This window comes from Actinomadura sp. 7K507, from assembly GCF_004348425.1.
GTDB lineage: Bacteria > Actinomycetota > Actinomycetes > Streptosporangiales > Streptosporangiaceae > Spirillospora.
Genome location: NZ_SMKK01000104.1, coordinates 1 through 12,609, shown reverse-complemented (window position 1 = coordinate 12,609; position 12,609 = coordinate 1). Strand labels below are relative to the sequence as shown.

Here is a 12,609-nt window from a genome sequence, read left to right as displayed (position 1 = left end):
TCCTTATACGCGGTTCGTGAGTTCGTCAACGGCAAGAGCCAGGTCCCGCAGAGAATCGCGGTCGAAGACCTCACGCAGTGGCAACTCGACCGCGAACGACTCCTCGAGTATTTCGGCGAGCTCGGTCGCCATCAGAGAGTGCGCTCCGAGCTCGAAAAAGCTGTCTTCGGATCTCACCTGTGAGATTCCGAGAAGCTCGCACCATATCTTTCCTATCTGGGCTTCGGTCGGAGTGAGGTCGACCGGAGGTGAAAGGTGCGAGGTTTGCCGTTGCTCCGATTGCACCAATTGCTCGACCATCGCCGGCAGGTCTGGTTTCCCGGCCCGATTCCGGATCAGCGAGCCGATGTGGACGACCGTCGGCACCTTGGCCGAATGGAGCCGTTCGACCAGCCGTTCGTCAGGCGCCACGACCGTCGCGCCATCGGGATCGGCCGCCTGATCGGCCACGAAGGCGACGAGCCGAACCCGGCCGCCCTCCTCCATGGCCGTCACCGCGGTCTCCGACGCCGGATACGCGGTGCGCAACGCACCCCGGACCTCCTCCAGCTCGACCCGCACGCCGTTCACCTTGACCTGGTCGTCGCGCCGGCCCTTGAATTCGAGCCGGCCGTCCCCGCGTCGGCTGACGACGTCACCCGTTCGATAGATTCGGGTTCCAGGGGGCCCGTCCGGGTTCGGCACGAACCGATCCGCGGTGGCACGTGGATCACCGAGGTAACCCCGTGCGAGACCTGCACCGGCGATCCCGAGCTCACCCTCCTCTGCATGGGGCAGCGGGATACCGTCCGTGTCCAGCAGTGCGGTGCTCGTCCGATCGATCGGTTCCCCGATGGGAACAGCGGGCCCCTCGGTGTACAGGGCGGCGTCGAACCAGGTGGAGTCGATGCAGGTCTCCGTGGGGCCGTACTGGTTGAGCACGCGGACTCCGGAGAGCACCCGCAGCTTGCGCCACAGGCCGGAGTCGAACTGCTCGCCGCCGAGGAACAGGTACCGGAGCCCGCTCAACGACTCGGCGCCGGCGACGCGCAGGAGGGCGTCGAGTACCGAGGGAACGAAATGCGCGGCGGTCACCTGGAAGCTGTTGATCCGTTCGGCCGTACCCCGGAGATCGACCTGCCCGAGACCACCCGCGATCACAACGGCCGCCTCGTGCCACAGCGGGGCGAGCATCTCCCAGAACGCGAAGTCGAACGTGGGGTCCGCCTGCCAGAGAACGCGATCGCCATGTGCCAGCGGATATGTCCTTTGGCCCCACTCGATGCGGTTCACGAGCGCCTGATGCGGGACCCCCACCCACTTTGGCCGTCCCGTGGATCCGGACGTGGGGCATACGTACGCCAGGTGCTCTGGCCGCACCGAGACCGCGGGCTCCGGGCCCGGGTCCCCGCGAGAACCGTCGCGGACGTCCTCCGCCGACAGGGTCACCGGGTCCACGGCGAGCCGCCGCAGGTCGGACCGCGCGCCGGGGTCGGAGAAGACGACCGTTCCACCGCGGTGGAGGACCGCGGCCACGGCCACCAGGCAGTCCCTTCCGCGCGGCGCCTCGACGCTGACCAGCGTCTCGACGTTCACCCGATCCGCCAGGGCGGCGGAGACGGCGCGGGCCCGGCGCGCCAGTTCCTCGTACGAGAGCCGGCCTTCATCATCGACCAACGCGATCGCCCGCGGGACACGCTCGGCCGCGGCGAAGAAGGGCGCGATGGCGTTGGCGGCCATGGCCGTCACAACGCCTCCAGAATGGAGTCGATCGCTCGGAAGGCCATCTCGATCTCATCCGGGTCGTTGTAGAGGTAGCAAGAAACCCTCAGCACCTGACCTCCCGCGAACTGGTCGACCAGCGGTTGCGCGCATAGATGTCCGGTGCGGCACATCACTCCGTAGGAGTCGCTGAGCGCGCGCGCCACATGGTCCAGCCGTGCGGTGCCCGCCACCGTGAACGAGACGATGCCGGCGTAGTCGAGATCCTCATCGCCACCGATGACGTTGATGTGCGGCCGTTCCGTACAGGCTCGGCGTAGAGTCCTCCCCATCTCGGCGTCGTGAGCCGCGAGACGGTCGATTCCGATGGCTTCCAAGTAGCCGACCGCCGCATCGAGCCCGATCACCGCGCCGATGTCCGGGGTTCCGTATTCCAGGCGGTGGGGGAGCTTCCGCGCCCGATGGCCCTCCTCGTCGACCCAGTCGACGGTGCCGCCCCCCAGGGTGTAGGGATCCAGCCGCTCCAGCGCCTCCGACCGCCCCCAGAGGACCCCCACCCCGGACGGGGCGAGCATCTTGTGGCCTGAGAACGCCACGAAGTCCGCTCCCCACTCATCGACGCCGCCGCGGTGGGGCAGGTACTGAGCCGCGTCGACCACGACGCACGCCCCCGCGTCCTTGGCCAGTTTCACCAGCGTGCCCACGGGCGGGTAGATCCCGGTCACATTGGAGCAGGCGGTCAACGCGACCACGGCCGGGTCGCGCCGCAGTGCGCGTTCGTATGCCTCCAGGTCGAGCTCGCCGCCGGGAGTCAGCGGGATCGTGCACGTCCGCGCCGCCTGCCGCCAGGGCAGCACGTTCGAGTGGTGGGCATCGAGGGTCGTGACGACCAGGCTGTCCTGGGGTAGCCGCAGCCCTCTGGCGACCATGCCCAGGGCTTCGGTGGTGTTCCTGACGAATACCACCTCGCCGGATCGGGCACCGATGAACTCGGCGACCCGGAGGCGCGCCGCTTCGTATTGATCGGACGCCTCCTCGGAGAGCAGATGCTTGCCTCGGTGGATATTCGCCCCGTTGTTCGTCTGGTAGCCGACTATCGCGTCGATGACCGGTTGCGGGCGAAGAGACGTCGCCGCGTTATCGAGATAAACCAGAGGGCGCCCGGCCACCCGCCTGCGCAACACCGGAAAGTCGGAACGCTTGTCATTGCTCAGCGCCGACATCACTTCTCCTCCGGAAAACGAACTGAACGTACGCAGGCAAGGAACTTGCCGGTGCGTTCCGACGGAATGTAATCGACGGGTTCCGCCTCCAGCTTGGCGCCGGGCCCGAGGGCCTCTCGTACGCGCTCGCACAGCTGCGTGCCGCATCGGGAGGGCGCGGCGGAATCGGGAACGTACCGGAAGCGGAACCGGTCGGAAGCATGTTGGTTGATCCGGTACACGATCACCCCTTCGTCCGGCCCTACCAGGTCGTCGACCTCCTTGGGGGAGATCTTCCGGCCGGAGGGCGTGTGAAGGTAGTGAGTCGCCCGGCCTTCATGGCGCACCGTGGGAAACGGGTGGCCGCACGGGCAGTCCGCCATCCAGCGGTACAAGTCCCCCGTGCGGTATCGAAGGTGCGGGAGGAGCCGATCCTTGATCGACGTGACGACCAGCTCGCCCACCTCGTTCCTGTCGACCGGTTCCCAGGTCCCTGGGTCCAGCAGCTCGACGTAGAAGCTTCGCGAGTTGAGGTGGAGCCGGCCTTGTGGACATTCCATGGCCACCCAGCCGAGTTCCGACATCGACACGACCTCGCTGATCGGCACATCCGCCGGCATCGCAGCGCGAATCTGCCGGCGGGCGACCTGGGTCGCGAGCGTATACGTCAGTACCACCGCGGATGCCTTCGGCGGCGGCTTCTCTCGCGCCTGATACTGGCGAAGCAGAAAGGAGAAATGGGTGGCGTCCGTGTAGAACCAGTCCGCGCCATAGGTTTCGATCTCCTCGATCGCCTGGTCGACCATCGAGTCGGGGGTCGCCCACAGGTCATGGCCCACGGGAAGGACCAGTGTGCCGTCGCGCAGGGTCCGGCTCTCGATCGTCGTCTGGGGTACGGCGCATTCGACGTCGGAACAGTTCGGGGCGGCGTACCGGGCGACCCGTTGGGACCGGGCGCCCAACAGGCGCTTCTTGAAGGGCGGGTGCACCGACGTGGTACTCGCCATACGAGTCGCGAGGTCATAGGTGTAGGCACCGGTGGTCAGCCGATCTCCGCCGGTACCCGAGCTATGACTGATGAGTACGTGAGACGTGCTGGACAGGGGGGTTTCCGATGTGGTCACACCGGCCGGGTAGTTCGCGCGGTAATAGTGCTTGTCGGTCAGCGGAAGGGAGCGGAATCTGGCAGGTTCGTCGATCTTTTCGATATCCACGCCGGCATCGTCGATAAGTGCGCGGTAGGCACTGGTCTTCTCGTAGGCGAAGCGGGCTTCGTCGAGCGCCCGCAGGTAGGAGGCATCCCGCACACCGTGCACGCTCATGCACCCCCGTTGCGGCTCATGCGCAGAGAAACCGTCCCGATGGAGTCGAATGATGCTTTCGCGACGCACCCGGGCGAAAGGTCGACGGCCGCCGCCCACGCGCCCGAGAGGACGATGTCGCCGGCACGGATCCCGTCGCCGAACGGGGCTAGGAGTTGCACGAGACGAGCCACGGATTCGGCGGGGTGGCCCAACACCGCCGAACCACGGGCGGTCTGCCTGCTGCCGCCGGTCTCGAAGACCAGGCTCTCGGCCGCGAGGTCGATCCCGCGCGGCGAGACCCCCTGCCCGAGGACGGCCAACGCAGAGGACGCGTTGTCGGCCACGGTGTCCACGAGTCGGATCTCCCAGTTCGCGAATCGGCTGTCGAGCACTTCGAGGGCGGGGAACACCTCGGCGGTGGCCTTGAGAACGTCGATGGCCGTGACGGATTCACCGGACAGGTCCGCCTCCATACGGAAGGCGACCTCACCCTCGACCTTCGGGGAGATGAACCGGTGCGGATCCAGGCATGCCCCCTCGGGCAGGAGCATCCGATCGGTCAGGTAGCCGAAATCAGGATGGTCGATCTTGAACATCTTCTGAATGGCTTCGCTGGTCGCGCCGATCTTGTACCCCACGAGGGCCGCACCGTCGGCGAGCTCCATCGCCCGGAGCTCGCGCTGGACCTTGTAGGCGTCGGCCAGCGTGAAGGCCGGGTGACGAGCCGAGATCGCCCGCACAGGTCGCTGGGAACGGGCGGAACTCCAGAGTTCCGCCGCGAGATGCCGGTGAGTCGAACGCAGGACGGATTGCGCCATGTCGATCCGCCCGCGCTACTTGGTGGCCACGAACAGGCGGCCGCCGGGCAGCGTCAGCGGTATGCATTCCACCGCCGAGAAACCCGCCGCACGGAATTTTGCCATCCATTCCTCCTCTTCGGGAAGGCGGACGTTCATGAAGTTCGCATGGAGATGGGTGAAAAGTGCGCTGAACTTCCGTTCGCTCGGCTCCGCCGCGTAGGCGACGGCGTCCGCGACGGCCATGAAGCCGTTCGGGGCGAGCGCCTCGCGGCAACTGCGCAGCACCGACGAGGACATCGCATCGTCCTGGAGAAGGTCGTGCATGACGAAGCATGCCTGGATGACCTCTGCCCCCTTGATCGGACCTGGGTCGTCGACGAGAGACTCGATGGAGCCCTCGACGACCTCCAGCCGGTCGCCGACGCCGGCCTCGGCGGCGGCCTCCCGCGAAGCGGCGCAGGCCGCGGCACTGATATCGAGGGCCACGCCCGTGCGGGCCGTGTCCTTGAGGAGCAGCTGAACGAGCAATGCTCCGGCCCCCGCCCCGAGATCCGCGACGCGCAGAGCACCGGCGGCGCTCACCCGTTCGACGATCGCGGGATAGAAGCCCCGCTCGCCCATCCAGCGGGTGCTGACGGCGACACGGCGCCCGTCCCGCCGGTGGGTGCGCTCCGCGGCGTCGGCGTCGGCGAAGAACGAACGGGCGTTGTGGAGGAAGGGATGGTTCGCGTTCATGGCCCAGGACACGTATCCCGCCTCGTACCTGCGCTCCGGGTAGTCCTCCGCGACCTCGTACCAGCCGGCGGCGTCCGCCTCGACGACGAGCCCTGCGGCCGTCATCGCCCTCAGGTACTCCCGGAGACCGGGTTCCGGCAGGCCGCTGTGCTTGGTCAGATCACCGACCTGGAAAGCGGCACCCGAGTCCAGTACCTGGTCGACGCCGAGTTCAACGCCGATTTGAAGCAGTGCGGCGACCGCCGCGAGATCGGCGGCCCTCTCCAGCGAGGAGTGGCGATTCTGAGTACTCATGATTCCTCTCGATTCGGCCTTCTTAAGTGGCGAGCGCCCCCGTGGGTCCCTTGTCGATCTCAATGGCCGTGGCGGCGAGCAGCCTGTTCGTGGAGGAGTCGCGCAGCGTCATGTCGGCGATCTCGATGTCCGGCAGGTCCGCGTTGCGCCATCGTCGGGCGGTGATGGTGAACACCGCCCCGGGATCCGCGTTGCCGAAGTAGCCGACCTTCTGGTCGATCACATGGCGCCGGAGGAATTCCTCATCGCTGCGGCCGAGCGAGCGCCACAGGCGCAGCAACACCGTGTTGAAGATCGAAAAGAAGGACGCGAGATAGACGAGCCCCGCGCCGTTGATGTCCCGCACGACGTCCAGTGCGTACTCGAAGGTGTGCTCGGGACCGGCGACCGCGAAGCCTCGGGGAGCGGGGACGCAGAAGCCGCCCGTCTCCCGCGCCCGGCCGACGAGCGTGCGCAGGGAGTGGTGATCCGGCAATCGCGGCAGGTGGGCGGAGGTGAAGTCGGGGGGCACCACCTCGACGAGACCCCGGTTGCTGTCCGGGCGCCCGCGTGCGATCCATCGGTTGAAGTTCTCCGCGTACATGCAGTCCGGATGCGGAGACTCGTACACTTCCGCCGCTTCCAGGGGTGTGTCGGCGAGGTCGAGGTCGGCGGGCGCGAGCCGGTGCACACTGAACACCGAACGGCGGCCGAACCGGAACACCCGTGAACTCACCCGGAGTTCGTCGCCGAACGTGAGACCGTGCGGGTGAACCGCCTTCCCGCCGCGCACCCGGTAGTAGTAGAAGATGCGCCGGATACCGTCCGGTTCCAGCGTCCTTTCCGGCCCACCGATCCGCCGGTTCACCGATCCGACCGCTTTCACCTGCGCAGCGGGCACCCTGGATCCCCTTTCTGACAGTTCGCCTGCCGAGACCCAAATTCGCTCGTCGGTTGAACATCTCAACACCCGCCACTCTCAACTCACTGTCATGCCGGTCCCCACGCGCCCCGGTGGCTGTCACTTCTCTGTCAATGGCAGCGCGCGCGGACAGCACGCGCCAATTCGCCCACTGCGGCCGGCGCGGCGGCCACGGCCCGCGCGATCGTGCTCCATCCGCGGTCGGCGCCGACGCTTCCCCGTGCGCGTACGCAGCGCGGATCTCGTCGAAGGGTCGTGGCGGCCTTTCCGTCCTGGATCGCGGACGGCACCGCACGCGAACCCGCCCACCGGGAGAGTGAGAAGTTCCCGGAAGTCGTCTATGGGGAGCAGTTCAGATCGAGGTACTCAGCCCTCGCCGCCTTCTTGCATCGTCTCCGTGCACGTCGGCGCCAGGGCCCGCTGCCGTCGGTAATGCTCCATGGCCGTCGCCAAGCCCGCGCATACCTCGATGGCGGCTGTAAGCAGAGCCTGCGCCTCCGGCTCGTCGATCTCGCCGCTATCCTCGCGGGCACACCTGATGACGTCAGTGAGCATGCCGTGCAGTTTGCGGATGTGGCGGTGCGGGTCGCTCTTGGGCCGGGCCAGCCGCTTGGTTATCGCCCTCCCGAGGTCGACCATCTCCGGCGAAAGCCGCCGGGGAGCAACCGGTGCGGCGTGACCGCGCGCCCCACCGACGACGGCCGGGTCGGCGCGGAGGATCCCCAGGTACAGATCCTGCAACGCGAGGCTCGGATCGATGCCCAGCTCCTCCCTCAGCGAGCGCTGCAGGGTGTTGTAGCAGGCGAGGGCGTCGGCCTGCCGCCCGGTTCGGAGCAGGGCGATCATCAGCCAGCCGACCAACTGCTCCCGGAACGGATGCCGCTCGATCAGACCCGCCAGCTTCTCGACCATCGGCTCGTACCGGTCCAACCGTACGCACAGGTCGGCCCAGCGCTCGGCCGCGGCGAGCTGGCGTTCGGTCAGCCGGCGGATGGCCACGCGGAGAAGGGCCTCGGCTTCCACATTTCCCAGCAGCGGGTCGCGCCACAGGTCCAGCGCCTCCTCGATCGCCGCGATCGCGGTGTCGAAGGCACCGGCCTTCTCGGCGGCCGTGGCGGAGGCGAGCAGCAGGTCGAAGCGCAGCAGGTCGAGGTGATCGGCATCGGAGCGCAGCCGGTAGCCGCCGGGCAGCGTCTCCAGCGACCCGTCGTCTACGAGGCGGCGGAGCCGTGAGATCACGTTGTGCAGAGCGGCGCGCGGATGCTCGGGAAGCCGATCGCCCCACACGAGTCTGACGAGCCTGTCCGGAGAAACGGCCTCGCCGGCGGAGAGGAGCAGGCTGGCCAGCACCGACAGCAGCACACCGTTGCGCAACGGCACCTGCCGGCCGTCGCGCCAGACCTCGACCGGGCCAAGAATACGAAACTCCAGGTTAGGCAAGGCAGACCTTCACTTTCATTGCTGGCGGTCCCCGCGTCTGTTTGACGGAAGTGATCTCAGCGACCTGAACTGGGCAAAGGTGTCGTCGGCTGTCGTGAACGGGATGGGCGCCGTGCTTGAGCCCGTCGGCGAGTGATTCCTGGATGATCCGGGAGGCGGCCGTCTCGCCCTCCCGGCTCAGCGGGACGGGGCTCGCCGGCCTTCGGCGGCGCCCACGAGCGCTCGATCTCCTCGTCACGCCCACTGGATTCGGCGATGTCGGGCGGCGGGTGCGACCGCGGCAGGAGAGCCGGGGCGGACGTCGACCGCGGCGTCGGCCGCGCGGTACCCTCGCGCCATTCGGTGACGCCCGAAAGAGCCGCCGTATCGATCCGGTAGTCCAGGACCACCCGCTCAGCGTGCAGCGGCGGTGCGACGATGACGGCACTGGGCTCGGGCCCATGCAGCGGAAGACTGCGCCCCCCGGCGGCCACCTCGACCGGCCCCAGAATGCGGAATTCCATCGGCAAGCCCCACGATCTTTACGGAACCCATGACGTACAGCGGCGGAGTGCGCAGACCCGGTGTCCTCGGCGCGGCGGATGCGGCCTTCGCGGCGGGCGCGGTGGTGCCGTAGTTCCAGGTCGGCGAGCTGCCCGGTGCGGTCGCGGTGACGAGACTGGACAAGCGGTGCCCGTCAAGGTGGGTGAACCGCGCCCGCGCGCCAGAGTGCGGTCGATTCAGGGTGGACGGACGACCGCCCGGCTCATCGCGTTGAGCGCATCACCCACCGTGACGATGTCGTACCCTTCTTCCTCGGGTAGGATGGCGTTCAGCCGTCGTTGACACCGCAGCGTGATCTCCAGCAGGTCGAATCTGTCGGCCCCAGGTCCTCGCGTAGCCGGCTCGACTCGGCGACCGACTCCGGCGGAACCAGCGGCACCTCGGCGAGCGCTTCCGTCAGCACCTCCAGCAGCTCGGCCCGGTCCATCCTGCTGCCTCCTAGATGGCGAGGTCGGCGGCCGCCCCCGGCGGAGCAACTCGGTCTGATCCAGCGCGACGGTGCCGCCCTTGCCGAAGGTGGACTTCGGCTCCTCCATTGAGACGAACCTGACCAGTCGGCTCAGCGGGTAGATCCCGTCGTGCGAGCCGCCGACGCGGAAGATGTTGCTCAGGCCGAGCTCGGTGAACCGGCTGACGCCGGCCAGCGCGAACCGGTCGCGGACGCGGCCGAGCAGGCTCCATGGCGCGGCTGCCACCGTCTGCACCTCAGGCCCTAGGAATTTCGCGGCCTCCACCAGGTCGCCGACCGGATGCACGAAGATCGTCCGGCGCAGCGGATACGCCATCGGCAGGCCAGGTGGGCGGACCACGACGGTCCACGCGTCGCCGCCCCGAACCTGCGCACCCAGAAAGCGCTCCTCCAACCTGGTCATCGTGACGCGCGTGGTGGCGTCGAAGTCGCGGACGCTGGGCGGCAGCAGTGATTCGTACTCCTCCAGCGCGGCAACGAGGTAGTTGCGGCCGAGGTCGTGCTCGGCGTAGGGGATCTCCACGATCAGCCGGGGGCCGGCGGCCCCCTCGGCGAACGCTCGCTGCGCATCGTCCGGCGCCACCCAGCCGTCACGGGCCGCGACGAAGTTGACCACCAGCACGGTGACCTCGCGCAGACCCGCGACGGCCGCTCCCAGCGAAGCCCAATCCTCCGCGCGCTGCTCGCGCCAGAGTGGACGTGGATCGATCTCCCATTGCTCGAACCGCAGCCGGTCCGGCAAATCCGACTCCGCCATGGCGGCGTAGTCCGGGCCGAAGACCTCGCGCGCGGAGCGGCGCAGGTTGACGACGCCGACGATGCGGTCGAGGACGGCAGGCCCGGTAGCCGCCACGCGGAAGGCCACCCGTGCGCTGATGCTCGCCGCCACCAAGGAGACCCGAGCCACGTCCTCGGCCGAGGTGACGAAGTCGAGCACCGTTTCCAGGCCTTCGCACGCAGCGCCCAGCGTGAACCGCTCCGGGTCCCCCTCGCCGAGGCCCGGGTGGCCGAGCTGGTCGTATCCGTAGACGACGGCGCCGTTGCGGGCAAGGTACAGCGCGACCGGCCCGAGGTGCCGCATCTGCCGCGCCATACCCGGGCTGATCACGACGACCTGGGCGGCATCCGCCGGGCCGTCCGCCGCGGTCCGCCACATGACCACCTTGCGCCCGCTCGGGCTGTACGCGGTCAGCGGTTCAGTCCCCATGGCGATCGCCCACGCGTGATTCGAGCTCGAGCCCGCAGCCCTGATGGGCAAGGCGCCGCACCCTCCGGAGCACGTCGAGCGTGCGGCCCGAATGACCGCACTCGCAGGGGCCGGTCCGGAGAACGCCGACATCGTCGGTGACGATGAAGCAGGGATAGCTCTGCGCCGAGGGATCGAGGTAACCCAGCAGCCCCTCCTCCCCATGGGGAAGCGGGCGCAGGTCCCCGGGTGCTCGCACGGTCACGTGCAGCCAGGGTGGGACGTGATTGCGCTGGGCGCGGCATTCGAACAGCACGGTGTTGAGCTCCACCAGGTTGAACCCGTCGCGGAGCCGGGTCGGGGACGACAGCCCGAATGCGTCCGAGACCATCTCGTTGAACCGATCCCGGGCGATGGTCTCCCCCTCCGAGCGCTTCCGCCCGCCACCGGTGATCACCATCAGCGTGTCGTCGCCCTCGATCGGCGGCCCGGATTCGCGCCGGCGACCTCGGACTGTGCGTGCGTCATAGTGCGTCTCCATGGGGACTGCTCATGGGAACTGCCGCGCGGGGCTCTGGAGCTGCGACGAGCGCTGTTCGGGCGGCCCAGGCGGCTTCGGCGCCGGCGTGACCGGGAGCGCCGAGGGCGAGGCCATGCGGCGGTCCGAGAGCACCACGGAAGGGCACCGATCCGGCAATCCAAAGAATCAGCAGGGGGCGGTCACTTCTCTGCTACCCGATGAAATCGCGCACGACACCTCGCCGAACGCCGGCGCCATTGTGCATTGAGAGCGACGCTTGGGGGCGGAGAGCGGCCCATGGCCTGGCGCCTTCCGTCGGCACGTGTACAAGGCGGAGTGCGGGGAGTTCCACATCCGGGCGGTGAGGCTGGGACGATCGCCCCCGGAACCAGCGAATTCGGTCGGCTGCTTGCCGCTCGAATCCGGCCGATCATAGAGTCTCACCGAATACTGTTCGGCCACTGCCCGGCTCGCGCGGGCCGCCGACCGAGTCCAATTCCAGCGTTTCATCGGGCAAGATGCTTCCTCCGAACGCCGAGAAGCCCGTGCTCCCTCGAGCCAGCACCTCAGAAGAACTTCGGATGTCCACTTGTCGACTTAGGATAGGACCGTTTCCAAGCGACAGCAAGGGCGTATTGGGAGGGAAGCGAAGAGCGAGAAGACCGGCGCCGCCGCCGCGACGTCGGACCCCTTACCGGAAGACGCCGCCGACCGAATCCAGAGGCGCGCAGGTAAATAACAGGCAAATACCTGGTCACGATGTCGGCACTGCATCGACACAACTCTCGATGATCACGGAACGTGACAAAATCACATCGCCCGATGATCAGATATTGCCAGCACCACACTGTCCGCGATGATCTCACTACGGACAGTCAATTGACAGCATAGTGGCGTCGATCTAGACTCCACGCCATCTCGCTTGACGAGGTTCGGCAGTGTCCGACCCGCAGATGCGAGGAGCCGGGTGACACTGCGGCGCGAATTCTCAGTCCTCATTGTGAGGCCTCGGCGGAAGAGCACCCGCAGTGGTGCAGGGCACAGCATCCGAGCGAAACTCCGCGCGCCCAGGTCAGCCTTACCGGCAGCAATGAGAGGTCTCGCGGACCCTGCCCATGACACATTACCGCGCATATGACTTTTACCTCGGCCGGAGTCTAGCAAACCCCCGCAAGGTGATCAATGGCTTGTCTTCATTTTCAAGGCTTACGAGCGCATGGCCGGGCCGGACGCAGCGCCTGGACCAGGGAATCAACACCGATGGCCTCCGCCCCCACCTTCAGCGATCAGGCGAATAATTGAATGAATTACGACGTCACGGCCTGCGGCATGGTTTGGCGGAACTGGCCGGATTCGGCATGTGCTGGTCCTCGCGGACTGCAGTTTGTCAGGGCTAATGCGTTCTCAGGTAGTGAGATCGAGTAGTTGAAGTGCGTGGGTGGGGTGTGCCCGGTAGTGGTCGTTGGCGGCGGCGATGTTGGTCCAGCCCATGAGGTTGGCGAGGGCGATGGCCA

Annotated in this window: 9 protein-coding genes; all 9 read right to left on the bottom strand. The window is 67.6% G+C overall.

Features of this window, described 5'->3' with window-relative positions; genetic code table 11:
- Positions 1-3: 3 nt before the first annotated feature.
- The 9 genes from E1285_RS23305 to E1285_RS23265 all read right to left on the bottom strand — a co-directional run bounded on the left by E1285_RS23305 (position 4) and on the right by E1285_RS23265 (position 11,116).
- Positions 4-1,719 (bottom strand): non-ribosomal peptide synthetase, encoded by a 1,716-nt coding sequence (locus E1285_RS23305; protein ID WP_243722994.1) that lies wholly within the window; start codon positions 1,717-1,719, stop codon positions 4-6.
- 5 nt (positions 1,720-1,724) lie between these two features.
- Positions 1,725-2,924 carry an aminotransferase class V-fold PLP-dependent enzyme gene (locus tag E1285_RS23300; RefSeq protein WP_132155489.1) on the bottom strand — a complete coding sequence of 400 codons (1,200 nt, stop codon included), beginning with the start codon at positions 2,922-2,924 and terminating at the stop codon, positions 1,725-1,727.
- Complete coding sequence (locus tag E1285_RS23295; RefSeq protein ID WP_132155487.1) at positions 2,924-4,225, bottom strand: phenylacetate--CoA ligase family protein; 1,302 nt, start codon at positions 4,223-4,225, stop codon at positions 2,924-2,926. Before E1285_RS23295 ends, E1285_RS23300 begins: the two co-directional genes overlap by 1 nt.
- A complete protein-coding gene (locus E1285_RS23290; RefSeq protein WP_132155485.1) occupies positions 4,222-5,025 on the bottom strand; it encodes a fumarylacetoacetate hydrolase family protein in 804 nt (267 codons plus the stop codon). The genes E1285_RS23295 and E1285_RS23290 overlap by 4 nt, the downstream gene beginning before the upstream one ends.
- 15 nt (positions 5,026-5,040) lie before the next feature.
- The gene (locus E1285_RS23285; protein ID WP_132155483.1) at positions 5,041-6,036 is read right to left on the bottom strand and encodes a class I SAM-dependent methyltransferase; all 996 of its coding nucleotides are present in this window, start codon (positions 6,034-6,036) and stop codon (positions 5,041-5,043) included.
- Between the two features lie 22 nt (positions 6,037-6,058).
- Positions 6,059-6,916 carry an LnmK family bifunctional acyltransferase/decarboxylase gene (locus E1285_RS23280; RefSeq protein ID WP_207946750.1) on the bottom strand — a complete coding sequence of 286 codons (858 nt, stop codon included), beginning with the start codon at positions 6,914-6,916 and terminating at the stop codon, positions 6,059-6,061.
- 387 nt (positions 6,917-7,303) lie between these two features.
- A complete protein-coding gene (locus tag E1285_RS23275; RefSeq protein ID WP_132155479.1) occupies positions 7,304-8,377 on the bottom strand; it encodes a BTAD domain-containing putative transcriptional regulator in 1,074 nt (357 codons plus the stop codon).
- 719 nt (positions 8,378-9,096) lie between these two features.
- Positions 9,097-10,596: an acyl-CoA reductase gene (locus tag E1285_RS23270; protein WP_165966716.1), complete on the bottom strand. Its 1,500-nt coding sequence runs from the start codon at positions 10,594-10,596 to the stop codon at positions 9,097-9,099.
- Entirely contained in the window at positions 10,586-11,116 is a 531-nt protein-coding gene (locus E1285_RS23265) for a hypothetical protein (RefSeq protein ID WP_132155475.1), read from the bottom strand. The genes E1285_RS23270 and E1285_RS23265 overlap by 11 nt, the downstream gene beginning before the upstream one ends.
- Positions 11,117-12,609 lie beyond the last annotated feature (1,493 nt).